This is a genomic window from Scytonema sp. PCC 10023 (assembly GCF_963920835.1).
Taxonomy (GTDB): Bacteria; Cyanobacteriota; Cyanobacteriia; order Cyanobacteriales; family Nostocaceae; genus Kalymmatonema.
Map to the genome: position 1 here is coordinate 87,021 of NZ_CAWUDP010000008.1, position 26,712 is coordinate 113,732.

A 26,712-nucleotide genomic window follows, 5' to 3' on the forward strand; every position below is an offset into this window, starting at 1 on the left:
ATTTGTATCAGGCATTTCGTGAAATGGTGTAAAGGGATATTTTTTTAAATTTTGAATTTTGAATTGTTAAACTTACCCTACCCAAAGTTCTTGGGCAAATTTAAGAGCCAGTCTGCCAAGTAAAATAGCACACACGCCCAAACTTAAGTAACCTTGACGAGGATGGCGAGACAAGAACACACCAAAAGCTATACTCAGTGACACAATACCGTAAGCCAGACGACCTAAGGAAATTGTACCTCCAGAGGCAAGCAGCAAACTTATTCCGCAAAAGCCATACATAACAGTGACTGGGGTCAATTGAGTGCGTAAATGCCATAACATATAACCGCCACCCAATATCACAACCGCGTTCAGTAAGTTATAGATAAACCAATCATCTGTCAATATCAACAAAAACGAGATTAAAGTATAAAAACCGCAGACAACAGGAAAACTAAGATGCTTGCCCAAGCGCCATAAATAATAACCATAACCGACAACAATGCCAAAAAACAGGGGATGTAAGTAGTCTTTTATGCCAAGAGACTCCCAATCAGATGTGCCTAGCGTGATTTGCAGCAGCATCTCTAACCAACCCTGCCAATAAAACCCTAATGTAGGTCGCCATCCGCGTTGTGCATGGAGAAATCCCAAAGGATCGCCAAATTGAATTGCACAGTATAAGCTAAACAGAAGTACTCCAATTGCAGTGGCAAACCCAGCAACGTACGCAATAAAGGGTCTGCGCTGTCTCCATGCTGCTAACAAAAATGCAGGTATCAACGCTAATCCTGTGGGGCGTGTTGCCGTTGCCATTGCACCCCAAACGATAGTCCAGCGGTATCGCTTTTGATCAAAGGCTCGCAAAGCCGCTGTACTTAATAGTAAATATAGCCCCTCAGTGTAAATGACCGTGCCAAACATGGACAACGGACACCAAGCCACCACAGCTGTTGTCCAACGCGCTTCCTTTCTGCCGTAATTTTCATCTACCCAAAAGTAGATATAATAAAGCGCTGCAAAAAATGCCAGGTTGTTTATGAGCGTACCTGCTATTTCAAATGGCAACCCCAGCTTGATGAAAACCCAAATCAATAAGGGAAATAGGGGAAAAAATGCCAAATTGTGTTGTTCGCTATCATTGGCAAATTCATAACCGGATGTGGCGATCGCCCGGTAATGCACACTATCCCATGCATCAAACACCCCCCAGCCAAATTCAGGGGTAATCCCTTCTGGTGGTGGTCCCAAGTGTGGACCAACCAACAACATAGCAGCCCAAATCAATAATCGGCTAACAAGCCAGATTACTGCAGGGAAAAGAAAGTCATTTTTCCATAAGACTTTTTTGATAAATATTTGAATTTCAGCCATAAGCTTGAGTGTTTTTCAAACTCCTCTATGCATCCATGTCACTATGGCTGTCATCTGATAACTTACTAGTAATATTTTGCACATTCCACTCCTCCACCGAAATAAGTAACTACCTGAAGAACAACATAGCTGATAAAGTTTCAACTATTGACTATCAGTAGTTATAATTTAGCTGCCTTCGATATAATTCTAAGCAATTCTATTTAAATATATAGTGTCTATATACACATTTTTGTTACCAAGGAAAATTGATTTGGAAAGAGGTTCAAGGACACAATGCTTTGCGCCCCAACAGGTGAACAGGTGTAGAGCAAATCAATTCAGAATTGAAAAATTTACCTACACCCCTAAACCCGATTCCCCAAGGCGATATCTTTATTATTAGAGAAAATGGCTCAATTCCTCAGCCAAGCTCCCCATCTGGTGATCTCCTTATCAGCCTAAATAATAAATTAGATACCAAGCTGCATGTTTGTGCATCCCTGGCAATTTATATTAATGTAGTCTGTCAATCCTTAAACAATTGTGAAAGCAATAACTCTTCTTGGTTCCACTGGCTCTATCGGTACTCAGACTTTAGACATTGTGGCTCAATACCCCGATCAATTTCGGATTGTGGGGTTGGCATCTGGGAACAATGTAGAATTGTTGGCTTCTCAGATTCGGCAGTTTCGACCAAGCATAGCAGCTATCTGCTCTGAGGAGAAATTGCCAGCACTGAAAGAAGCAATCAAAGACCTTGCTCCCCAGCCGATTCTACTGGCTGGCGAGGCGGGAGTCATAGAAGTTGCTCGCTACGGAGATGCCGAAACCGTGGTTACGGGTATCGTTGGTTGTGCTGGGTTGTTACCTACCATCGCCGCTATTGAAGCTGGTAAAAATATCGCCTTAGCGAACAAGGAAACCTTAATTGCTGGAGGTCCTGTAGTTTTACCTTTGCTCGAAAAGCATAAAGTAAAATTACTACCAGCCGATTCTGAACATTCTGCTATCTTTCAATGCTTACAAGGTCTTCCAGATAAAGGTTTGCGACGTATTTTATTGACTGCATCCGGTGGCGCTTTCCGTGACTGGGCAGTAGAAAAGTTAGCAGAGGTCACAGTTGCTGATGCCCTCAAGCATCCCAACTGGTCAATGGGACGTAAAATCACTGTTGACTCTGCTACTTTAATGAATAAGGGCTTGGAAGTGATTGAAGCTCACTTCCTGTTTGGGTTGGATTACGAAAATATCGAGATTGTTATTCATCCCCAAAGTATTATTCACTCGCTGATTGAACTGCAAGATACCTCGGTACTCGCTCAACTCGGTTGGCCTGATATGCGCTTACCTTTACTGTATGCTTTATCTTGGCCTGAGCGCATCTACACCAATTGGGAACGCCTAGATTTAGTCAAAATTGGAAGTTTAACCTTCCGTGAACCAGATCATCAAAAGTATCCTTGCATGAAATTAGCTTATGCAGTCGGTAGGGCTGGTGGTTCTATGCCTGCTGTATTAAATGCGGCTAATGAGCAAGCCGTGGCTTTGTTTTTAGAAGAAAAAATTGGGTTTTTAGATATTCCTCGGTGCATCGAATGGGTGTGCGATCGCCACGCAAATGATAACCATCCAAATCCTTCTTTAGATGATATTTTGGCTGCAGATCAATGGGCAAGACAGGAAGTTTTAAAAGCAACTGAAAAGCTGCAAACTCCTTCGCGTATAATATCTTTGCGATAAAAAGCTACTAGCAACGCTCGGTTTTTACTGCCTCTGTATTTAGCGTTCAGCACTCAGTTGAACGCTAAATTATTTTGATGCGTAATTTTTATTTGCTAGCAGAGTATAACAAGACAAGCTAGTCATTTACTTTGGGATTTCCAACAAAGAAATTATCCAATCTTGTGTGGAGCGGGCATCCTGGCATACGTGTCAACTTAAGGTCAAAACCAGTATAGAACAAGCTTTTAGAAATTGCCTCGTTCCCAAGCCTCAGGCTGGGAATCCCTACTGGGAGGAAAGCCTTGCTTAACAGCAAAAGAGCCGCTTCAAGGGCATTTCCAGCTTTGACCACCCTTCGGGTATGCGAGCGTGGGTACGGCCACGGCTATCGCCGTTCGCGCAGCGTCTCCGGAGGAGATACGGCACGCGGCTTGGGCGTTCGCGTAAGTCCTTACGGACAGGCTGCGCCAACGCGGAGCGTGCGCTTTGCGCTCAGCGTCTCTGAAAGAGATACGCAGTCCCCTAGGTTGGGAAACCCGCCTGCTTTCTCTGTCTCACCGCGCACGAGATTAAAGACAGGGTTTTGGGTTAAGTTGACACCAATGGCATCCTGGTTCCTCCCAGCTTATAAGACGGGCTTCTTAGCCCATCCCACAAGAAAAGTTGGATATTTTTTAGTTTGGAAGTCCCTTATCACTCATTTTATAGTAGAACTACCTAACGAGAGATTCGGAGTATTTCCCCTCTGAACTAATTTCTTACTGCTACAAGATTGCCTATCTTATTTCTTGATACAGTTTTCGGGTATCTTTTTCAACTTACTAAATATTAATTTTTCTTATTGTAAATAATAGGATAATAGGAAAAATTTTATACTTTTTTTCGTGAACAATTCCTATATACATTGTATCAAAAAACTGTAGCAAATAATCAAAATATTTTTTTTAATTATTTTTTAAAGAAGGTTTTACGGCATACTAATTTTTTCATTGTTTTATTGTATAGTGAGCGCAGAACAATTACAGGAAAAAGCCCAAGTAAAATTTTGGTTTTACTTGGGTAAAAGAGCGTTTACATCTGTAATTGTTACATTCACTAAATTTTTTCTCCTCCAATACCTTCATTGGTAAGACTATTCTAAAGGAAGCGGTGTATCTATGTTTGCGACCGTAATTGTGTCTTGGATTGTCTTCACCTTATTACTAAAAGTCGTGAAAACGACGATGAAGACTGCGTTTATTGCTGCCGTTACTATTGTTTTATTGCATGCTGCTTTTGGTGTTAGTCCTCAAGATATCTGGCATCAAATAATACTGGTACCTCAAACCTTGTCCCAAGTTGTTAGGGTTAGGTAATACCATTTTTTTAGTGTTAGTAGTTAGTAGTTAGTTTTGAAGAAGAACTCAGAACGCAGAACGTAAGAATTCAGCAATGCTTTCAGTGCGGTAGCTGCAGAATCCTTTCTTCCTCAAAAAATACTACTAACTACTAATACGAATTCTTTTTAAAGATGCATAGAATGAGCCTGGTGATCCAGAGAGAAGTCCTGCAGGCGGTGAGACCAGTGCTGAAGGAGGGTTTCCCGACAGCAGGCAACTGGCTCTCCCGTTGGGGTTTCCCAACAAGCGGGAACTGAGCGCAAAGCGCACGCTACGCGAACGGAGCTTTGTTTGTTTAAGCTTAGGCTAGGAATAACCACTAATAATCTAAGATGGTTGATTTTTTGATCCTGAAAGTCGTGCCAAAGCATCCTTGACAGTTGTAGGCAACTGACGCATAATCTTGCCTCTTTCACGATCTAATGCCACTAAAGTCACCTTGGCAGTGACATATAACTGTTGTCTATCTAGCGATTCAATTGCATAATCCCAGTTGATGCGAACACCAGTCACCTCAGCCATGCGCGTTTTGACTACCGCAGCCGTACCTAACTGAAGAGGACGGTGATAGCGGATCGAGAGTTCTACAACAGGCAAATCACAGCCCAAAGCTACCAAATCAGCATATTCGATCCCAATAGCTCGCAAGCATTCCACTCGGGCTTCTTCCAACCAAGCCATGTAGGAACCGTGCCAGACAATGCCTGCATAGTCTGTATGATGCGGGTTAACTCTTATGGGATATTCAAACCAATTTTCCAAGGAACTGCTTGCAGGAGTGTCAATGGCACTCGTTGATGAAAGTTGTGGTTGTTGTGATTTTTCCTGTGACATATTAAAGTTTTTTGCAGCCAAAAATAGATTTTCCAAATCTGGAATAGCATAAAGTTAGATATTGTGTGCAATTTGTTCATGTAGCTCCCTCACCCTCGGAGGGTGAGCCAGCAATGCTTGAGTGTGCCATTTTTAGAACTTACGCACTTTACAAAAAAATCGTTGTGTGAATCAATGACTCAACGCGTCAAGCTTTCTTATTTGTATTTCCAAGCGTGCATAAGTTGATTTTGCTCACCCTACTAAGAGTACAGCAAGGAAAGCTCAGGAAGGCTTAACTTCCATTTCACTAATCAAATCATTATTGCTACACATAATTAAAAATTTGTCAATGCGTAAGTTTTAATTTTTTATTTTACAGTTTCCAGAGTAAAACGCGTTAAGGAAAAGGGGTCTTACGCCGTGAATTTATTCATGGAGAATAAAGACTCTTTTTCCTTGTTGTTCAATCCCCTGAATTTATTCGTGAGGATTTAATCAGCACTCAGCACTAATGAATTGCAGACAGAGGAAGGTTTTTTTATGCATGTTCCTAATCGGTTTTTTAGAGTTGTTTTTGTTACACTACTGATTTCTCTGAGTTCTGGAATGGCATTCCCAGGAACTCGTCTGATGACTGCAAATGCACACCCAAATTCGAGAAAAACTGCTCAGGCTTTACCCCAAAACAATAACCAATCTCAGGTCACGCGGCTCAACCAAGAGGGGATCAAACTCTCTGGGCAAGGTAAATTTGCACAAGCATTGCAGATATTAGAAAAAGCGTTAGCCATGAGCCAAGAAAACGAAGAACGCTCTGTACATGCTGCAACGCTCAACAACATTGGTAGAGTTTACCAAAATCAAGGTCAATATTCGCAAGCACTCAAATATTATCTGCAAGCCTTACGCATTAACAAAGAACTCCAGCTTAACGAAAAAACTCCAGGACAGGCTCATATTGCTTTGGGCAAAACCTACAGCAATTTAGGTTACTTATTTGAGCGACTTCAAAAACCAGAGTTAGCAATTTTCTTTTACAAACATTGCGTTATCAATCGTGAGAAAGTTCGTTTGAACCCAGCAGCGTTTTCTGTACAGCAAATAGATGCCTACAATTTGACTGTTGCTCAGACATACCGCACGCTAGGTGAAGCATTACTAAAGGGCAAGCGTATCAAGGAAGCGCTACGGATTATGGATTTGGTGAAAGTGGAAGAACTCGAAGAGTATCTCCACAACGTGCAGGGTAATCAACTAACTGTCAAAGGCATTGAGATCGTGCCACCAGAACGACAAATTAAACAAAAGTTGGATAAAACCCTGGATGATGCTGTTACCCAAGGTAAAGAACTGGCATCACTGCGCGAGATTCCTGCAGAATCGCGAACACCGCAACAGAAACAGCGGATTGAAGAATTGGTGGCGACTCAGCAAAAAATTATGGATGAATTCTATGATTTCATCTCTAGTCCCGCAGTGACGGCACAGGTAGACCAAATCAGCCGCACAGCAAGGCAGCAAAATTTGGATTTAGAAAGTCTCAATGCGATTCGGGATAATTTGGCACGATTGCCAGAAAAATCTGTACTTCTGTATCCCCTTGTTTTAAAAGACAGTTTGGAATTAATCCTGATCACTCCAGAATCTCCGCCAATTCATCGCACCGTCGCTGTCAAACGAGAAAAGTTATACCAGACAATTGCAGCTTTTCGCCAAGGCTTAGAAAATCGCACTACAGAAGATGTCAAAACACCCGCAAGGCAATTATATGACTGGTTAATCAAACCGATAGAAAACGACCTGAAGCAAACAGGTACACAAACGCTAATTTACGCACCAGATGACCAGTTGCGCTACATTCCTCTAGCGGCTCTGTATGATGGCAAACAATGGCTCGTGCAGCGCTTTGGTGTGAATCACATCACCTCAGCCAGTTTGACTAACTTTAACACCCCAAGGGAATCTAATGTGCGCGTTTTAGCTGCTGCCTTTACCAAAGGTAGTTACGCGGTCAAAGTGGCTAATCGTCAGCTTACCTTTTCTGGGTTACCCTTTGCACAGCGGGAAGTGGAAAGTTTAGCAGCTACTGTGCCAGGAACAACGCAAATTTTAGATGATGCTTTTACCCTCAAGACGACTGTGCCGCAAATGGACGATCATACAATTGTTCATCTAGCAACTCATGCGGCGTTTGTCGTAGGTAAGCCCGAAGATTCTTTTATCTTGTTTGGGAATGGCGATCGCGCTAACCTCAGAGATGTCGCTAGCTGGTCTTTACCCCGTGTTGATTTAGTTGTGTTGAGTGCTTGTGAAACCGGCTTAGGAGGAAAGCTAGGTAACGGTGAAGAAATTCTCGGCTTTGGTTACCAGATTCAAAAAACTGGTGCCCGTTCTGCCATTGCTTCGTTATGGGCTGTAGATGATGGCGGTACGCAGTCTTTAATGAGTTCTTTTTATGCCTTGCTACCCTCAGGCAAGTTGACAAAAGCTCAAGCTTTACGACAGGCGCAAATTGCTTTGATTACAGGAAATTTTCCTGTAGCTGTTCAACAGCAAGGCATCGGTAGTAGCCTCAGTCACCCTTACTATTGGGCACCGTTTATTTTGATTGGAAATGGTTTGTAAGTCTTTTCGCTTGCTTGCTGATTTGAATTGACACTCTAATGAGAGTCAAGATGCTTTGGATACTTACCGGATACTACTACTGAGCGGCGGAAATAAAGCTACCATACCCTAGAAGCCGCTCTGCGTCTACACAAAGGAAGCCGAAGTTTGCGCTCTCTCGCATTTTGAATGCGTGAATTGGGCGTAGCCGTACTAGGCAGCAATGCTCATGAGCTTTGAAATAAGGTATTGAAGTTATGAGTTTCGAGTTAATGAGTTACTAGTTACGATTTCTTAACTTTTAACTTTTAACTCTGAACTCCTAACTTTTTAATCTCTAACACCGCTTGGCTAAGGTTTTATTACCTACATTGTTTTGCATGGGATGCTTGACTATATTGGCAAGTTCCTGTAGCTGGTTAACTGCCTCTGCACCCTCTAACTTCATTAATTCGCGATCATCCCGCATTTCCGTCCAAGTGATCCCGTAATCGGACACTAAAAACCGAATGAGATGATTTTCTCCCAGGCTAACCATAAACGAAGCACTATTCATTTGGTCGCCGCAGGTATAGCAGGAGGCAGGATATCCACGCCTCTCCAGGACGATTGCTAAAGCTTGCAAGTTCATTACTAAGTCCTGGACAAATTGCCGATGTTGTTGTGCGAGTCTCAGAAACACTTTTTCCCTCCAAACACCACAGTCATTTGAGTTGCTTTTATATTTTCTTTAGATTTTCCTACCAAGTGGTATTGTAAACTATTCATTACAATTCATAGATACATATATATTCATGAATTGGCTACCAAACTCAGGGTAGTCGATATAGTTTTTGCGTGTCGTATCAAAATATTCAGTTTGCAGACCTAAAATATCGGACAGGATTGCTAGTCTTTATATTGTCTTTACATTCACTCAGAGTAGATGGTATTTCAAGCAATCCGATTTAAGGGTAACTCATATTCGGCACAAGTCAACTCCCGAAAATACCGAATATTGTATTTTTATTGGCTACTTTTAGGTTAACTTGCCACCCTTCCTTGCTCGCAGGAAGCTAGACTTCTTTTCAGAATCTTTAACCATGTATATATCTTGTCAAATTTGTGTCAACCGCTAAGCAGTGCAAAAATTTTGAGGTATATACACCAACTTCTCTAGGCGATACGGCGAAACTGGTAGATGACGATGTGTAGATTGAAATATTCAATTGGGATAGGTAACTGGTTTGACAGTGACTATCTATACAGGAAAATTCCCTAATCCACAATCTCAAGTGTAAACCCAAATCGTTTGACTTAACACTGACGATAACTAAACTCAAGATAACCATGTTGCCATTTAGGCAGATATTTTTTTGACATTCTTTTAGTTATCGATTTATACTTAGTTGAATAACGGCTTAAAAGAATTAGGCATACGCTTTTTCAATAGTCTCAAGCCTCAAAAGTACGAAAAGCGTTGGTAACAATAGGTTTTTTACATACAATGTGATCGAATAGAATTACCTCACCAAGTATACTTTACATACTAGATTCGATAGAACGAATAGTAAATAAATTAACAAAGAAGAAACTAAGACAGCCTAGGGTAACCCAGGCTGTCTGTTGTGTAGGGAAATTATCTAAGCTTGGGTTTAGACAACTTGCCACCAACCGAAAGCTGGACCAATGAAACGAACTGTCACCCAAGCTACAACCAACCCGCCAATACCAACCCACGTCAGACGGGTTGACAATTCTACAAGTTTTTCTGCTTGGGTTTTGGTAATAGGAACCCACGGCAAGATGCGAGTTGTATCTTGACCGTGTTTTTCTCCCAATGCGGCTTTACGACGCTTTGCTTCACCCATAGTGTTAAAAATGAATCTCTGCTAAGGGTGATGATAGCGCTTGGTTGGAAGCGAGTGCTAGAAAATATGCAAAACTCAAAATTGTGAATTCCTGGCTTGCGCAAGAAGGCAAGCAGGCGAGAACCTCAAGCGGAGTCCTCTTCTGTTGCAGAGGAAAACAGATTGGGATCGAGGTAGTTAATGCGTGCCAAGGGACTGAGGGCAGCCAAAATTTGAGCACCGTAGCTACGGTTAATCACACGGTTATCAAGCAAAGCAACGATCCCTTTACTTTCTCGCAATGGGGCTACAGCCCGTTGCAATTCATTCAAAGCAGTTGGCAACAAGTACAAACGGAACCAATCTTGATGCAAGCGCTTGTAGTGCGCCACTCGACCTGCCACTATGGGATTTTCTAGAGATGGCAGAGGTAAAGTCGCGATCGCCAGAAGTTGGGGAGCAGGTAAAACCTTTTGATGCTCACGCCAAAATTCCCAACCGGTCACCAAAATCCCATTTTCATCCAAACAAGTTTTTTCCACCTGCACCCGTGATCCAAACTCGGAGGCAAGAATTGCCCCCACTTGAGCTTTCAAGGGCACATCTCCCACAAGGATAACTGTCAATCCTGATCCTGTAGCGCTGAGGCACACCAGTGTCATAACTTTGTGAATAAATGCTGATTGAAACTCTGGTGTGTTGGGTAGGGGTAACTGGTAGGGTATGTACAATTGAATCGCTTCTGTTTGGGTATCTGAGGAAAACTTCAGGCAGGTTAACTCATCTTCCAACCCTAAGCGATGGCGGAACAGGGGAGCTTCAGTTTCCGGTTCTAAGGCACTGCCAACAAACACCACAGGCTGGCGCTGCCAAATTGGCGATAGTATTTCTCCTAATTCAATGGGAGCACAGTGCAAAGAAAATAATCCTTGACGACGAGCGATCGTTGTCCAAAGTAGGGATGAGGACGATGGGGGGGATGAGGGGGATGAGGGAGATGAGGGAGATGAGGGAGATAAGGGAGAAATTTCGTTTCTGTGTTGAAATTGCTGCCAGAAGTTTTTCCAGGGATCAGGTAAGCTGGATATTTCTAAAGCCGAATACAGACGGGTCAAAATTTCTTCTTCTGCCAGAGAAATGAGATAACATTCGTAGGGATTTGCAGGGCGCTTGAACAGTTCGTGTGTGAGTTGCGCCCGTGCAGAGCGAATGACCTCAGCTATCGTTGGGTAAGCAAGCATAAGTTGATCCCAATCATGTGCTTCCAAGCTCATAGTCAGCTCTTGACGCACCCAGTCTTCCAAATCGTCCACTCCATCAATAATTGTGGGAATGCCACTCGGAAAATGCTCACAAGAACTCAGTTGCGCTTTTAACCAAGCTTGGGGAGAGACTAGGAGGAGTCCTTGGAATTCACCACCAGGCCAAGCGTCACCTGTTCTAATTGGTTTATTAACTTGTAGCCACTGCTGTAGGCGGGGTATTTCCACTTTCGCAAGTCGTTGCTGTACGGATGGTGGGGCAACAATAATCACAGGACCGTGCCACATCAACGCCGAGGCAACAAAGCTGGTACGATACCGCCCTTGATAGCCGCAAGCCGCCCCGACTTGAATCAGGGCGCTACGTCCTAGCCGCAAGGCGCGAGCTACCAACCGTGCCATCGTCAAATGATGTGGCCACGAAGGGAAACCCGCCTGCGATCGCAGGAAGTTATGTAGTGACAAATGAACTTCTGCTTCAATCACACGCTTTTAATCCCATACAAAGTGATTTTTTAGTTGCTTTTAGCCCCATTACTATTATGTTGTTACTTTCAGGAGTGAGTTGTTATGTGTTAGTTGTTGGTTGTTATATTAACTACTAACTCCTAACTCCTAACTCCTAACTAGTAACCAAATACCCCTAATTATGCCAACTTACAAAGGAATTTCCAGCGAAGCCTTCAGGCATCCTCTGGATCGCCAAGCAGAACTTGCCTTACGCAGTTTACCCGGATTTGATTTTGTCGCCCGTAAATTTGTGGAATTTTTCGTAGAACGCCCTCAGTTAATTTATTTAATGGGCAACACCATCCAAGTCGGGCCACGCCAATATTCCACTATTTACCAGATGTTTCGGGAATGTGTGCGGGATTTGGATATTTATCCAGAACCTGCACTATTTGTTGAGCAAAATCCCCTAGCAAATAGCTATGCGCTGGGGCAAGAGCATCCTTATATAGTCATAAATACAGGGGTATTAGACTTGCTAAACGAAGCCGAAATTAGGGCGGTGCTAGCCCATGAGCTGGGGCATATTAAATGTGGTCATACTATTTTAATTCAAATGGCGATATGGGCAATGAGTGCTGCTTCTGCGATCGGGGATCTAACCTTCGGCATAGGTAATTTTGTCACTCAAGGTTTAATTTACGCCTTTTATGAATGGCGGCGTAAAGCCGAGTTATCAGCAGACCGCGCCGCGTTGTTGGTGATAGATGATTTGAACACTGTGATGACTTCTATGATGAAAGTCTCGGGAGGTAGTATCAAATATGCCAACGAATGCAGTTTACAAGAGTTTATCCGTCAGTCAGAAGAGTACCAGGGACTCGATGCAGATGGACTGAACCAAATATATAAATTCTTAATTTACAACGGCGGTCGTGGCACGATGCTCAGTCATCCTTTCGCCGTGGAACGTATACACTACCTGCGGCAGTGGGCAGAATCAGAAGAATATCAGCAAATCAAGAGAGGAAATTATCAGCGAACAACCGCTGCGGGAGCAGTGAATGTAGAAGCGCAGACTGCCCAAAATGAAGAAGTCGAAACTTTGCGCCGCCAAATTGAAGAATTGCAAAGGGAAATGGATCGCATTAAAAGGTCTAAATCTGAGTAGGGGTTAGGTAAGAAGTAGATTTTTCCACATAACCTGAAAAGTCACCAACAGGACTTACGTATGCATTATGAAGAAAGGAAGCGCAATTACAAGTTTTAGGGACTTGCAATTCAAAAAATCTCCAATTTGTAGTAATGCACCGAAAGAATGGTGGGTTACGGCGCACTTTAGTTATCATGTAAAAGACCAACTGTCCTGCGCCTAACCCACCCTACATAATGGATAATTTATTTTTGGTACTTCATATTGCGGTACGAATTTATGAAATCCAGTACTTAGTAGCTAAACAACCAAAAATAATACGGATTGATGCAGGAAATCCCCAAGATTATGCAGTAGGCGCGAAGTGAAAAACTGCTATCAGTGGCAGTTCCAAAAGCGGTTTCTCGGATATCCTTTTGGAAAAGAACAGAATTTCCAGATTCTCAATTTCACCAGTAGTAGGGTTCAGACGAGCAATCACACCATACTCAATTTCTGCTGGTTCTTGCTCTGGGTATGGAGGAAGCTTGTTGATGTAGAGGGTGTCAGCAGAGCGATCGTATTCAAACTGTAACTTTGCGTGCATATAATTTCTCTTGCTGCATTTTTTAGTGATGTCAGCTGCCAACAGCTTATGCTGCTGTTTATAGCAGTTGACGCTAACGCAACTTTGTACCCTCTACAACAGTCAACCTGTCTTCTAATGATAAAGTCTCAAAAATCAACAGGTGCAGTGCTTGCTCTGCTTGTTTCCTGTCGAAAGAAAAGAGCGAAAATGAAAAGAGTTAGAATTGAGCATTGAGAATTCAGCTTCAGAATTTGAATCTCCGTCTGAAAAGACGCGGAGAGGTCAAATACAATAATGAAGTCTTGCCCTATTTAGTTCGTCAATCATGTCGGAAGAAGATATTCGTGCTACGCGGCTGGAAAAAGTAGAACAGCTGAGGCAACTAGGGATGAACCCTTATGCCTATCATTGGGAATCAACCCATCACGCCGCTGAATTACAGGAAAAATTTGCCGATTTGCCCACTGGTGAAGAAGTTGATTTGGAAGTCACTGTGGCTGGGCGCGTTATGGCGCGTCGCGTTTTCGGTAAACTGGCTTTCTTCACTTTGGAAGATGAAACCGGCACAATTCAGCTTTATTTAGAGAAAAACCGCATTCAAGAAAGCATGACAGATGTTGATGCTGATGCTTTCAACCACTTGAAGCAACTTACAGATGTCGGCGACATCTTGGGAGCCAAGGGGACAATCAAACGGACTGAAAAGGGCGAGCTATCTGTCTTTGTAAAAAAATACACTATTTTAACTAAATCCCTTTTGCCTTTACCTGATAAATGGCATGGGTTGACGGATGTTGCTAAGCGATACCGTCAGCGTTACGTTGACTTGATAGTAAACCCTGAAGTCCGACAAACTTTCCGGCGTCGCGCTCTCATTACGGCTGGTATTCGTCGGTACTTGGAACAACGTGATTTTATTGAAATTGAAACTCCTGTTCTCCAAGCAGAAGCAGGAGGTGCAGATGCGCGTCCGTTCATCACGTACCACAATACTTTGGAGATGGAGTTGTATCTGCGAATTGCGACGGAACTCCATCTCAAGCGTTTGATTGTAGGTGGATTTGAAAAGGTGTTTGAACTGGGGCGGATTTTCCGGAACGAGGGAATTTCCACTCGTCACAACCCTGAATTTACCACAATTGAAATTTACCAAGCTTATGCCGACTATAACGACATGATGGCATTGACGGAGGGGATTATTACCACCGTTGCCCAAGAGGTTCTTGGCACGTTACAAATTACCTACCAAGGCACACCAGTGGATTTGACTCCCCCTTGGCGGCGCGTGACAATGCACGATTTGGTGAAGGAATATACAGGTTTAGATTTCAACTCGTTCCAAACTTTAGAAGAAGCAAAAGCAGCGAGTAAAAATGCTGGACTAGAAAATATAGAAGATTGCCCTTCAATTGGCAAGCTCCTGAATCAAGCTTTTGAGCAAAAGGTGGAGGAAAACTTAATTCAGCCTACCTTTGTTACCGATTTTCCAGTGGAAATTTCGCCACTGGCAAAGCCACACCGTTCCAAGCCAGGTTTGGTGGAGCGATTTGAGTTATACGTTGTTGGACGGGAAACTGCCAACAGCTTCTCAGAGTTGACCGATCCTATCGACCAGCGCCAACGTTTGGAAGCACAAGCCGCACGAAAAGCTGCTGGTGATTTGGAAGCGCAAGGGGTAGATGAGGATTTCTTGACCGCGTTGGAATATGGTATGCCGCCTACAGGTGGGTTAGGGATTGGAATTGACAGGTTGGTGATGTTGTTAACAGACTGCGCGAGTATTCGGGATGCGATCGCATTCCCATTACTTAAACCTGAAAAATCCGAATCATCCCCAGAATCAGCTACATAGCCTTAGGGTACGTTACGGCAAACCCTAACACACCCTCAAAACATCGGTTGATTGGTTTTGTTGTTGCTGTATCTAAATTCAGTATTCTGGCGTTGGATACACCATAGGTAGGGGCACAGCAATGCTGTGCCCCCTACAAACCCCTGTATTCCACTCAATTGAAATGAGCCACTATATGTATTTATCGCAACTTTAAAAATACTTAGGCTTTACAGTTTAAACATCCAATTTCTAGAAAAATTGATAGTAGCTTACATGAAATTTATAAAAGCCACTCTTTCAAGGTATTAGTATAATTACGTAAGTAAAAATTCATCGCACAGGGTGTCAGCGTAATACTACCAATTTGATGGTTAGTGTCTTTTGGGTACGAAGACGGATAAAGCCATGATTTGTGATTAAACAAAAAACTTCTTGCCACCACTGCAAGAAGGGCTTGTGGATTTACAAAGCCCTTGACTTCAGAGTGGCAATTTTCAGACTTGCCAAACCTAACGTTAGGCAAGCGTTTTCAGCTGAGAATCAAAAAATTACAAACGAGGATTGTATGAAGCAACACCTGGGGCTTATCAACCGAATTTTGCTACTGGCTACTCCGGTAATGGCAAGCTCTATATTAGTAGCGTCACCCAGTCACGCTGCTACTTTTGGATCTTCTGAGGCAACATTGAATATAGAGAACTTTAATCGCAATCCATTGGGTATTAGGACTATTACTGATACTGTGAGTAACGCGATTAGCACAGATGCTCAAGTGAACGCCAATGCCAATGCAAATGCCTATTTTGAAGTCGATCCAAACTCTGCCTTGACATTTGCCTCCAATTCATCTAGTAGCAAAGCTCAAGGTCAGGGTGCTAGCTATCTTGGAGAGGGGCAAAGCTTTGCAGGGGTTCTGGGTTACGACTTTTTAGTACAACCTGGCGAAACATTTTCTTTTGATTTCAATGGGTTATTGGATCTCAAAACATCGATTGACAATCCAACAGCGGAAAATGCTACTGCTAATGGATTACTACAATTTGCGTTATACGACAGCGAAAATAACAGCCTTTTAGACTCTTTTACCATTGCCGGAAATTTAGCGACTCTAGGTAACGATGATGCTCTTGAAATTAAACAGAGCAGTAGCATCACCCTAGATCCAGGTCAGACTTCTTATAATACATCTTTTGGCGGAACGCAAGAAATTGCTCAAGCTGCTGTTAAGGGTAACTATTCCCGTACTTTTGACAAGTCAACTTATCTCACTTTAGTTGAAATTAAAACGAATCAGGTAAGAGTTCAAGCACCCGAACCATCGACAGTTCTTAGTTTACTCTTTGGTTGTGGGATACTTGGCATGACCAGGAAACGCAAACGCGAAGCAGCTATTTCAGACTCCTGATTGGTAAGCAAGGAAAACGCTGATACTTGAAGACGATTTATTGCTTTGTTGGTATCTCAGGTAGGTTAGGTTGAGCAACGAAACCTAGCAAAAGACCAAATCCTACTTTTAATGCCCTGAAAGTAATATATAGCCCGCGCAGGCGGGCTTTGTTTGTTTAGCCCTAGTAGTCTATCGCACTAGTTTTAATTGGTTTGTGTATCATCCAAACCCTGTAGAGACGTTGCATGCAACGTCTCTACAACCCTTTCAGCAATTTCTACAATCTACTGAGTACGGCGTTCAACAAATCTTTAGCCATTAGACCCAGAGATAACATTCGAGTAGGATAATGCATTGGTATAAGTTGTGGTATAGGTGGTAGCAAAATAGTTACCAGATGCAAATGCAAATGCACTTGCATTTGCATTTGCCTGCGGATGATATTGAAATCCACCTTGAACTTCTTTTGCTTCTTCAGCAACAATTTCTAACTGAGACAGATCATTGATAATCATGATATTGTTCTCCTGAGAATTAGTAGTTGATTTGTCTGAATTGGTATCAACATAACAGAAAAGCTATTGAATAAAACCACGTGCTTTGTCGGGGCTTATACTCAATAGCTTATTGAACTAAAACTTGGTAACACAAGTTTTATCAAGCACTTGCACTTGAATAGGCAGTGGTGAAAGTAGATCCATCAGCAGCAGCACCAGCAACACCACCAGCGACAGCACCAGCAACATAGTAGCCAATGTTATAGCTATATTTGCCAGTAGCTCGGTCAAAGTAATGAGTTACATTGGAACCTGAACTTGAGTTAGAGGTAGCAGAGGTTGAGTAACTACTGCCTGTAGGTGAGTAGACAGTAAGTCCCCCATGCACTTGACTATCACTTGGAAGTTCAGTTTCAAAAAAGCTTAGGTCAACAACTTTTAATCGGCTCATCATTTCCCCCTTTTCCAAGCGGATATATCGCTGAAAGTTGTTTAACAACTTTCAGCGATTTTTACTTTCTAGTTAGTATGCCTCTAAGCAAAGTTCTGCCTATGCAGCAGATGAGCTAGAGGTTGAGCCAGAGTTAGCACTATTGGGGCTGGTGTAGAAGGGGAAGTAGGTGTATCCAGATCTTGCACTGGTATAAGTGCTGGTATATGTCGAAGCGAAGTTGGTACCGTTAGCGTTTCCACTAGAATATGCATCGGCAAATGCAGCTCCACCTAGAACTTGATTGTCTTCAGCAGCAACTTCAATGTGAGAGATATCAGAAATAATCATGGTTTTCTCCTGGGAATTACTTGTTGTTTTTAGTTCTATCTTTGCAACCAAACTTTTTTTGGTTACGTATATAACTATAGCATTCTATTTTGAAAAAGCCATACTTTTAAAATTTAATTTGTTTATATTTTTGGTGAAGAAATGGCTTTTAATTTAAGTCATTTTTATTAAAAAAAGTATTAAAAATAAAGCAACACAAAGAGTAGAGCTTTTTATTTTTAATGAAAAAGCCCCAGATACTTATGCTTTAAATTTTCGTTAAAACGTCAAAAAAACCTGTTTTAAATATTTAAATATTCACGTAAATTTCATAAAAATAACCTCCTTTTGTTCAAAAGTTTAGTAAAAAAAGTTGGATAATTATTGAACTTCTAAATACAAAAAACTTTTTAGCAATACTCACCCTGACCTAATCAGTTATCAGTTATCCTTTCTCAAAAAAAAATGGTTTAATCTAACCCAATTTCTTTTTAAGTAAATAAAAAAATGTGAAAATCTCCTAACATCATGGAGACTAACTGAAAACGGAATTTAAGCCTGCATCAACACATCCTCTGATGCTTGAGGATGAGTAGCGGAATCTAACAGAGTCAATATCTCCAGTGTTTCAAATTGTTGCTGTAGCCATCCAGAAAACAATTGTTGCTGGATCGCAGTGCGTAACTCCTCATCTAATTTGGGTTGAATGATTTCTTCAACCCAAATTAGATGGACTCCTTTTGGAGTCACAATTGGTTTGAGTATTTCTGGTGGACTGGCTGCAAATACCGCAGCAGCAATATCCGGTCGAAAATCGGTGCGCCGTCGGGTTCCTTGATATCCACCAGCACGACGGAGTTCTGGCTGTTGAATGTATTGACGGGCGATTTCTTGGAAAGTAATTTCGCCTTCTTGCACCGCATAAAAAAGTTCCAATGCCAAGTCTCTATCTTCTAAGATGACTTCGTAAGTGACAGCGGCAACATAATCAAGTTGGTGTTCGTAAAAGAACTGTTCAACCTTATTAGCAAATAAATGGTGCGCTAACTTTTGAGAAAGTACGTTGCTGTGGGCTAATTCTTCAAAATCATCCAGAAACAGATGATGTTTTTTCAGCCATGTCCAGGTGTCTTGAGCTTTAACAAGTTTCTTAGCAACCCGCAGTCTATCTCCTTCTTGCTGTAGTTCTTCTGGTGTGACTGTAATACCTGCCTCTTGTGCTGCTTGAGTAATAATTTTTTGAAAAGCGATCGCCTCTACAACTCCAGGTATTTGGCACGAGACTTTGATATGGTGAATGATGTCTTCACCCAAAATGGTCAAACCTTTTGACATGCGGCAATTCCTCCAAAGATTTTAGAGTTTAGATTTTTGACTAAAGGTCTAACCCGCTTTTTTGCAGTTTCTTAAACGGGTCTAAGATGTAATCAATCAAACGACGCTGACGGACAATCACCTCAGCAGTGGCTGTCTGTCCAGGAGTTAATGCGATACGTTTGTCGCCGTTCTGGATATATGGCTGATTCAAAGCGATTTCTAACTCAAAACTTTCTATGTTGCCTTGAGGTGTTTGAGTAACTTTAGAGTCTGGAGAAATCCTATTCACTTTTCCTTGGACGATGCCATACTCCTGGAAAGGATAGGCATCAAACTTGACTTTCACCGGCATTCCCACTTTCAAGAAGCCGCTTTGCTGGTTAGGCATACTAGCCTTGAGTACTAAGCCAGCACCTTGAGGTGCAATTTGAGCAACTCTCTGACCAGGTTGTAGGACGGCTCCTGGCTTGGTTATGGGCAGTTCAAAAATCACACCGTTAATAGGCGATCGCACGACTCGTTGTCTTAACTGAATCTTTAAAGATGTAACCTGGCTTCCAGTCTGGGCAATTTCCGATTGCAGCGATTTGATTTGTGTTTGCAGTTCTTTGAGTTGTTCCTCAGCTTTGAGTTGTGCGAGTTGACCTGTATGAATCAGGCTTTGATAGTTACGCTGTTCTTCTTGTAAGCGCAGTTCGGCTTGCTGGATCTCAGATTTCGCCTGATGAATAGTCTTCTCATAACTGCTTTGTTGCTCTTTAAGCCTCGACTCAGCCTGAGAAATATCAGAGCCAGCTTGCGCAAGGCGTTCAGAGTCTTCTTTTGCCGACTGTTCTACTTCCTTGAAGCGGTCTAGTGACATGATTCCGTCTTCATAGGCTTTTTGATAGCGTGGGACTTTTTCTTGAGAAGCTTGAAAACGAACTTCTGCTAATTTATAAGCAGCCTTGCTAGAGTCAAGAGCTTGCTGCATTTGGTTAACTTTAGCCAGTTTTTCCTCTTTGTTTAAGTTATAGACAGCTTTAAGAGCATCAAGATTCTGTCGCGCCTGCTGTACTTGAGACTGTTTTGCCAATTGTTGAGCTTGGTTTTGTTGCTGCTGAGTACTCACAGCCAGCGTTAATTGATTTTTGAGTAGCTCTAAGGACTCGCGCCGATTCTGTAGCCCATCTAGCTTTGTCAGAGTCTGGTTGAGTTCAGTTCTTAAGATATCTGACTCTAATTCCAGCAGAATCTGACCTGCTTTTATGGTTTCGCCTTCTTTGACCCTGACAACAGTGACGCCCCCGCCCACTGGACTATCTAATTTTTGGGTAGCACCTTTCGGTTCAATACGCCCTCTAGCGCTCCCTGTCTCATCAACTTTGGAGACCATCGTCCAAGGTAAGACAATCCCTGCAAAAGCTACCAACACGTATAGCAAAGAACGCGTCCAGACTTTAGGTAAAGCATCTAGCAGTTCCTCAGTACCGTAATACCAATCGTTTACCTCACTTGTCGCGTCTATAGTTTTCTCAGTATTTTCCGTATTACTTATGTCATTTTTATTTTTATACTCATCCGGCTCGCTTCTGGCAAGCGCAGATTGTGAATGACGAGATGGGTGTGGCATAGTATCACCTGAAATCGAGAGGTGGAGGGAGTAGGGGAAGACAAGGGGACAACGGACAAACTGTAACCTGTACCCTATAACCGACTCCCAACTCAACCAGCTTGGGGAAGTTGTTGCTCGTTGAGGTAGTAGTAATGTCCTTTTTTGGCGATTAATTCGTCGTGTGTCCCGCTTTCTATCAAGACGCCTCGGTCTAACACCAGAATCAAGTCGGCATTGCGCACGGTGGAAAGGCGATGGGCAATAATCAGACTGGTGCGTCCAGTCAGAATGGTTTTCAGGTTGTTCTGGATGATGCGTTCTGACTCCGCATCTAGGTTGCTGGTGGCTTCATCAAATATTAAAAATCGGGGATTACCTAGCAATGCGCGGGCGATCGCCAGACGTTGGCGTTGTCCACCAGAAAGCATCCCACCACCTTCACCGATTTGGGTTTCGTAACCCATTGGTAGTTGCACAATAAACTCATCCGCCCCAGCTAAACGCGCTGCCTCGATAATCTCTTCTATAGAGGCTTCTGGGTGGGCAATGCTGATATTTTCTCGAATCGTACCGCCAAACAGAAAGTTATCTTGGTCTACGACACCAATTTGAGAACGCAGTGATTTTAGAGAAATATTACTGACATCTTGACCGTCAATTAAGACTTTGCCCTCTGTCGGGGGATATAAACCTAAAATTAACTTTGACAAAGTCGTCTTTCCAGAACCGCTGCGCCCGACCACTGCGACTGTTTGTTCAGGCTGGATTTCAAAGCTAAGATTTTCTAGAACGTTATTCTCGCTTTCTGAGTGATAGCGGAAAGTGACATTGTCAAAGCGAATTCTCCCTTGAAGTCTCGTTAAAGACTGACGGGGTGAGGAGAGCAAGTCTTCTTCTGGTTGGGCTTCTAGGACATCGTTAATACGTTCAACAGAAACGATGACTTCCTGCAATTGATTCCATAGCACCGCCAGTCGCTGGAAAGGATGAATGACGTTGCCTAACAACATATTGAAAGCAATTAATTGCCCAATGGTCAGCTGGTTCTGAATGACCAGCCATGCTCCGTACCAGAGTAATCCTGTGTTGATTAAAGTTTCAATACTTGCACTGATAATTTGCAGGCGGTTGGAAATAACTTGAGCCGTAAAACTTTTTTTGATTAATTTGTTTAAAAGTTCTTCCCAACGCCAGCGCACCGTTTGTTCAATCGCCATTGAGCGTACAGACCGAATACCTGTCAGGGATTGAATCAGGTAGCTGTTTTCTTCAGCACCAGCAGTAAAAATCTCTCGGGAGATGCGACGTAAAATACTGGTGGTAAACAGTGCGAGCAAGAAAAATGGCGGCACAATCAACAGCACTAGCAATGCCATCGAAGAGTTGTACCAGAACATTAATCCCATATAGATAAATACTGTCAACAAATCCAAGCAAATTGACAGTGCTTCGCCGGTGAGGAAACGTTGAACTTTTTGATTCTCTTGGATACGAGAGACAATATCGCCGACGTAACGCGACTCGAAGAACGCCAAGGGCAAGCGGAAGGTATGTTTGATAAAACCCACCAGCAGTGCTACAGAGACACGATTTGCCGTGTGGTCAAGTAGATATTGCCGCACGCCGTTCATCACGATGCGGAACAGACCAAAGATCACCAATCCTAAACCGACAGCGTTGAGAGTCAGGGTACTACCTTGGACAATGACTCGGTCTAACAGCAGCTGAGTCAAGAGTGGCGTGACTAGTCCAAACACCTGAATCACGACTGAAGCAATAAATACTTCCAGCAGGACCTTGGAGTGAGGTTTGACTATCTCAAAAAACTGCCAAAATGATGCACTTGCTTCTTCAGCCTCTTTAAGCAGCGCTGTGGGTTGCAACAGCAATGCATACCCAGTCCACTTAGCATTGAACTGAGCATGGGTTAGGCTTAGTTGACCGATCGCGGGATCACAAACAATCACCCTCTTAGGGGTAATTTCATAGACGACTATGTAGTGTTTGCCTTCCCAGTGGGCGATCGCTGGTAGGGGTTGTTGAGCAAATTTGTCAAGACTGGCTTTAACTGGACGGGTAGCAAAGCCCATGCTTTCGGCAGCAGCGGCTAAAGCACGCAGTGATGCACCAGAGCGGTTAACGTTGGTTAACTCCCGCAGTCGATTGACACTCAACCGCTTGCCCCAATAGCGCCCAATCATCACCAAGCACGTAGCACCACAGTCGGCGGCGCTTTGTTGTGCCATGAAGGGATAAGTCTTACTCAACTGTCCCCACACTTGCGCCGCTTTTACCTTGGGGCTGGGAAAGTAGGGGCGTGATTTTTTTGGCTTTTGTGTTGACGTCGAGGAGCGTTGGGGAAAGGGTATGACGTTTCCAGAAGTGGCTATTCTTTCTGGTTTTGACTTACTAGGACGTGGCTTTTGGTCTTTAATGACGGGTGGACATTCTTGGGGAGCAACGAATTGTGCCAATTGCTGCCAGTGTTCACTAGCTGTCTGCCATTGAGAATCGTGGAGAATGTAGGCGATGCTTGGTTGTGTCGCCTGCCAAATACCCTGTTGTGGGTGGGCAACAATTTTCCCGGGTGTCAGGTGACCCTGAGGATGCCGCAGTTCCCCTTTGTGCAGCAGCCACAAAGCATCTGGTGGTGCGGATATTTCCTCATTGGTGTCCAGGGTGTGCTGTTCAAATAGCGATAAGGCTTTGAGTATCCCTGGTACATCCGATGGCTGGCACTCGGCTTGTGAGTTTTGCCGATATATCATCAGCAAATCCCACAATTGTGCTTTTTTCGACAAATAAGTGCGGATATTGGGATATTTCTCCATCAGTGCTTGTAGTATCTCTTGTTTGAGATAGCAAAGCTTGACGTTGCTTGATGCTCTAGCGGCGTATGGCACAAAGTCTTGTTGTGCAAACAGTGTTGCTTCCCCAAACGAGGAGCCAGAACCAAGAGTTGTGATTAAGTTCTCCGCACTATCCAACAGTCTGACTTTGCCAGAAACAATGAGATATATTCCGGGACTATCACCTGAAAGCCAGAACTGCTTTGTGGGTGCTGGCTCCACAATTTGTGCTTGTGTGAACCACTCTGCCAGTTCCTCTTGTGATGTCTCACCCAAAGCTGTGGTGAGTTGTTGATATAGCTGCTGTTGCGAAATTTTTGATGGCATTACCTTTCCTCCACCGAAACAATTCGTCTTTGGTCTGAACTCGATGTGATGACCAATGGAAATTAGTTTTCGGTTGGATTACCAGTTGCGGATAGTAATGCCCGCGTCCGTCGTAACAACCGCCCCAAAAGCTTGCTGCTGACGAAGTTGCGGCTTTACAAATGCTTGTGTTTGACCTGATCGGTATGACATAATTGTTACCAGTTGCCGTTATATACGAATTGTGGGCATATGAGTCCGCTACAGCTGTCGCAAGTTCCGGAGCAAAGGATTGACAGCTGTATATTTAATTAGCCCTGGGAAGCTAATTAAGTGAGTATATAATGTGCTGCTAACCCTGGAAGTCGCCCTCCTAGTTTTATGGGGTTTAGGGGGGTTATTCCTGGGTTGAGCGACTCCTTGGTTCCCCTATCTGAGCGGGTTTATGGGGTAAACCTGAATCAATAGGGTAGTCCAAGAGTTGCAGACACATCAAATTATTTTTTGTTTCTCTCGTAAATCAAGAAGCAGTACATACGCATCGGCTAGCAAAAATCCGCAGAATCTTGTTAGCGAAGGAATTATGCATCTTTGACTAGATAAGCGAAAAAGCATGGTAGCTGTGTCCCTGATAAACAACACTATCTTGCTAACCTCATGTCATCTATTATACATATTATCTACTTTACCGCTGGTATTGTAGACAGGAAGTATGAAATAGGGTGGTTCTGATTTGAGCCTTTATTGATTTATCGGAGGTTGGCTAGGGATTTTACGCAGCTTCTCAAGAAATTTATATTTCTTTACATTATTCCTTGATTCAGGAACGCCCTCTCTATAGTTCCAAGGGGTTACCTCAAATCTGCTGCAAAAAAATCACTGTATTCTAACCTCTATCAAAATTTGATAGAGACGTAAGAACTCATAGGGAAATAGCGGCGTCGAGTCACGAAATCTGAGGGCTTGACTGAACTCAGTCGAAAGGATTAGCAGCTAATCTCAAAATGATTGAACTAATTAACCCTTTTAAAAAAAGTTTAAATCCTGCTTTAAGGCTGGATTGTTAAAAGTCAGTTAACACACGTTAGATCACTACCTATACTTGTTAGCTAGCTGCAGCTAGTTCTCTTTTAATGTAGGAGATTGCTATATGGCTGAAATTAGCTAACAGACGAGTTCAATACGTAATGTAACATGCTCCTCAACTAGAGTACCAACTTCATTAATTAGTCATTTTTCATACAATTTGTCAAGAGTCCTTAATAAAACCTTAATTTTTTGTTCATTTTTTTACAAAAGCTTTATGAGAGGTTTATTAAAGAATCAAATGAAATTTTATTAATGTTCAAAGTCTAGCTGGAATATATATAAACTATATATATTAATTAAATGATATTTTTTTGAAAATCTTATGGATTCGCCACAAACCAAGTGAAAACTACTGAAAATAAATCTATGTAGAGGAAAAATTTTTGACCAGCAATTTCAGTATATGAGCTATAAGCATTTTTTATATTAAGTATGAAAGTATGAATTCATGTTAAGAATGTATTGGTGCTGACAGCGTGAGCATCTGCCCAAAAAAGTAATATGCTCCTAAGCGAGTTACCTTGTTTACTTAAAACTAGTGTTAGGAGAAAACGAATACTTCCATTGGGTGCTTTTTTACTATGGACATAAATCGAAGTCGGGCGTTAGGGCAACACAATATCATCGGGAAATGCATAAAAATTGGTTAACGAAGTTATAGTTGCTTGAACAACTACGAATAAATGTACTTCTAGGCAAAGCCATTTGCTTAAAGAGGTGTTATTGCTCTATCCTTTGTCTAGAGAAAAGCATATGATCTAGCTCAGTAGCGAGCCAGTGTTTGAACATTTTATTCAAAATTTCTTCATAACTTTGAGCTGTTAACTCTGCTGGGATAAACTCTTCAACCATCAAAAGATGGAAAGCTTGGTCGGTTTTAAGAGGACCCATCAACTGATTTTGTGCTGTACTAAAGACAACAGCAGCTATTTTAGGCTGTAACGCCCAACGATAGATTTTTCCTTCATAACCACACTTGTGTCTGCGATCGCTATCAATATCATGAAGGTGAGCAGCATCATAAAAACTGATTTCGCCTTCCTCAATTTGATAATAAAGTTCTTGAGCAAGTTTTTCATTGGCAACAACGATTTGATACAAAATAACTTGCTCAAATTCCAAACGATTTTGGGCAAAAAACTTTTCTACATCTTGAGCAAATAGCACCTCAGCTAACTTTTGTGCCAGCAGATGATTTTGAATTCCCACTTCCCAGTCGTGCGGAGTAATAAATTGCTCTGCCAACCATAAGAGTGTATCCGTAGCCTTTTCCAAACCCCTTTCGCGACGCTGGCGGTTAGCCTCACCCTCAATTTCTTCTGCTGTTACAGTTATTCCTCTTTCCCTTGCAGTCTGATTTATCACTCTTTGATACAAAATTCTCTCGCATACTTCCTTATAACTCATTTCACTTTTAAGGAAGCTGATAATTTCTTCAGTTTCAATAACTATTTTTGAAAAATCCTTCATTGGAATTTACGGACGTCTACACTGTCTCTCAATCCAACTTATAAAAAGTTCAATATTATACCATTTCTCTATGCTTACTTTTCACTTCGTTCTGGAAAACCTCGCTTCCATTGCTCTCTCCTACGAGGAGAGAGGCTTTTACCTTAGCCCCTTCCCTACTAGGTCAGGGGGCTAGGGGGTTAGGTTTTTCGTGGATTTTTCCACATAGCGTGAAAAGTCAGTTTCTCTATGAAGTTGAGCTTAATTCAACTGAACTGTAGTCCCGAAGGCGGGGGGGAAATTATTAAGCGCATTGTTACAGAGAATTGGTATTATGCCATCACTATTAACATCAGCTTTATGAGCATTTCAGTAGTTTTTCTAACAAAAACTGGAAGCTTATTTGTTGTTTTAGCTTCCAGTAATTTCTGAATAAATTGCAACTTTACTAAGCACTCATCATCCTATTTTGGGAGGACTAGGATGACAATCATTAAGAGAGAACCGAA

Annotated in this window: 19 protein-coding genes; 6 read left to right on the forward strand and 13 right to left on the reverse strand. The window is 42.5% G+C overall.

Annotation, left to right across the window (positions count from 1 at the left end; translation table 11 throughout):
- Positions 1–72: 72 nt before the first annotated feature.
- Positions 73–1,356, reverse strand: coding sequence for a mannosyltransferase family protein (locus ACM0OZ_RS07295; RefSeq protein WP_414582126.1), 1,284 nt, complete (start codon positions 1,354–1,356; stop codon positions 73–75).
- Positions 1,357–1,881: 525 nt separating this feature from the next.
- On the opposite strand from ACM0OZ_RS07295, the gene ACM0OZ_RS07300 reads away from it, so the two are divergent.
- Both ACM0OZ_RS07300 and ACM0OZ_RS07305 read left to right on the forward strand, forming a co-directional pair.
- Complete coding sequence (locus ACM0OZ_RS07300; RefSeq protein ID WP_414582127.1) at positions 1,882–3,078, forward strand: 1-deoxy-D-xylulose-5-phosphate reductoisomerase; 1,197 nt, start codon at positions 1,882–1,884, stop codon at positions 3,076–3,078.
- A 1,139-nt stretch (positions 3,079–4,217) separates the two neighbouring features.
- Positions 4,218–4,415, forward strand: coding sequence for a hypothetical protein (locus ACM0OZ_RS07305; RefSeq protein WP_414582128.1), 198 nt, complete (start codon positions 4,218–4,220; stop codon positions 4,413–4,415).
- 351 nt (positions 4,416–4,766) lie between these two features.
- Here ACM0OZ_RS07305 and ACM0OZ_RS07310 read toward each other — a convergent pair whose 3' ends face one another.
- A complete protein-coding gene (locus ACM0OZ_RS07310) occupies positions 4,767–5,273 on the reverse strand; it encodes an acyl-CoA thioesterase (RefSeq protein WP_414582129.1) in 507 nt (168 codons plus the stop codon).
- A gap of 522 nt (positions 5,274–5,795) precedes the next feature.
- On the opposite strand from ACM0OZ_RS07310, the gene ACM0OZ_RS07315 reads away from it, so the two are divergent.
- On the forward strand, positions 5,796–7,880 hold the full coding sequence (locus ACM0OZ_RS07315) for a CHAT domain-containing protein (protein WP_414582130.1): 2,085 nt from the start codon (positions 5,796–5,798) through the stop codon (positions 7,878–7,880).
- A 316-nt stretch (positions 7,881–8,196) separates the two neighbouring features.
- On the opposite strand, the gene ACM0OZ_RS07320 is transcribed toward ACM0OZ_RS07315, so the two are convergent.
- The 3 genes from ACM0OZ_RS07320 to ACM0OZ_RS07330 all read right to left on the reverse strand — a co-directional run bounded on the left by ACM0OZ_RS07320 (position 8,197) and on the right by ACM0OZ_RS07330 (position 11,436).
- Positions 8,197–8,541: a DUF1815 family protein gene (locus ACM0OZ_RS07320; protein WP_096568111.1), complete on the reverse strand. Its 345-nt coding sequence runs from the start codon at positions 8,539–8,541 to the stop codon at positions 8,197–8,199.
- 952 nt (positions 8,542–9,493) lie between these two features.
- On the reverse strand, positions 9,494–9,709 hold the full coding sequence (locus tag ACM0OZ_RS07325; RefSeq protein WP_414582131.1) for a DUF2839 domain-containing protein: 216 nt from the start codon (positions 9,707–9,709) through the stop codon (positions 9,494–9,496).
- A gap of 125 nt (positions 9,710–9,834) precedes the next feature.
- Positions 9,835–11,436: an ATP-dependent DNA helicase gene (locus tag ACM0OZ_RS07330; RefSeq protein WP_414582132.1), complete on the reverse strand. Its 1,602-nt coding sequence runs from the start codon at positions 11,434–11,436 to the stop codon at positions 9,835–9,837.
- Between the two features lie 163 nt (positions 11,437–11,599).
- Here ACM0OZ_RS07330 and ACM0OZ_RS07335 point away from each other — a divergent pair, with 163 nt between their 5' ends.
- A complete protein-coding gene (locus ACM0OZ_RS07335) occupies positions 11,600–12,571 on the forward strand; it encodes a M48 family metallopeptidase (protein ID WP_414582133.1) in 972 nt (323 codons plus the stop codon).
- Positions 12,572–12,899: 328 nt separating this feature from the next.
- Here the strand turns inward: ACM0OZ_RS07335 and ACM0OZ_RS07340 are convergent, their stop codons facing one another.
- Complete coding sequence (locus ACM0OZ_RS07340; protein ID WP_414582134.1) at positions 12,900–13,139, reverse strand: DUF2283 domain-containing protein; 240 nt, start codon at positions 13,137–13,139, stop codon at positions 12,900–12,902.
- 307 nt (positions 13,140–13,446) lie between these two features.
- Between ACM0OZ_RS07340 and lysS the strand changes: the two genes are divergently transcribed.
- Both lysS and ACM0OZ_RS07350 read left to right on the forward strand, forming a co-directional pair.
- On the forward strand, positions 13,447–14,973 hold the full coding sequence (lysS, locus tag ACM0OZ_RS07345) for a lysine--tRNA ligase (RefSeq protein ID WP_414582135.1): 1,527 nt from the start codon (positions 13,447–13,449) through the stop codon (positions 14,971–14,973).
- Between the two features lie 547 nt (positions 14,974–15,520).
- Positions 15,521–16,360: a PEP-CTERM sorting domain-containing protein gene (locus tag ACM0OZ_RS07350; RefSeq protein WP_414582137.1), complete on the forward strand. Its 840-nt coding sequence runs from the start codon at positions 15,521–15,523 to the stop codon at positions 16,358–16,360.
- Between the two features lie 293 nt (positions 16,361–16,653).
- On the opposite strand, the gene ACM0OZ_RS07355 is transcribed toward ACM0OZ_RS07350, so the two are convergent.
- From ACM0OZ_RS07355 to ACM0OZ_RS07385, 7 genes are all read right to left on the reverse strand, one after another.
- Positions 16,654–16,857 (reverse strand): hypothetical protein, encoded by a 204-nt coding sequence (locus ACM0OZ_RS07355; protein WP_414582138.1) that lies wholly within the window; start codon positions 16,855–16,857, stop codon positions 16,654–16,656.
- A gap of 142 nt (positions 16,858–16,999) precedes the next feature.
- Complete coding sequence (locus ACM0OZ_RS07360) at positions 17,000–17,293, reverse strand: hypothetical protein (protein ID WP_414582139.1); 294 nt, start codon at positions 17,291–17,293, stop codon at positions 17,000–17,002.
- A 96-nt stretch (positions 17,294–17,389) separates the two neighbouring features.
- The gene (locus ACM0OZ_RS07365; protein ID WP_414582140.1) at positions 17,390–17,620 is read right to left on the reverse strand and encodes a hypothetical protein; all 231 of its coding nucleotides are present in this window, start codon (positions 17,618–17,620) and stop codon (positions 17,390–17,392) included.
- A gap of 531 nt (positions 17,621–18,151) precedes the next feature.
- A complete protein-coding gene (locus tag ACM0OZ_RS07370) occupies positions 18,152–18,934 on the reverse strand; it encodes a peptidylprolyl isomerase (protein ID WP_414582141.1) in 783 nt (260 codons plus the stop codon).
- Between the two features lie 40 nt (positions 18,935–18,974).
- Entirely contained in the window at positions 18,975–20,528 is a 1,554-nt protein-coding gene (locus tag ACM0OZ_RS07375; RefSeq protein ID WP_414582142.1) for an HlyD family efflux transporter periplasmic adaptor subunit, read from the reverse strand.
- Positions 20,529–20,620: 92 nt separating this feature from the next.
- Entirely contained in the window at positions 20,621–23,686 is a 3,066-nt protein-coding gene (locus ACM0OZ_RS07380) for a peptidase domain-containing ABC transporter (RefSeq protein WP_414582143.1), read from the reverse strand.
- Between the two features lie 1,788 nt (positions 23,687–25,474).
- Positions 25,475–26,224, reverse strand: coding sequence for a peptidylprolyl isomerase (locus tag ACM0OZ_RS07385; protein ID WP_414582144.1), 750 nt, complete (start codon positions 26,222–26,224; stop codon positions 25,475–25,477).
- Positions 26,225–26,712: the final 488 nt, after the last annotated feature.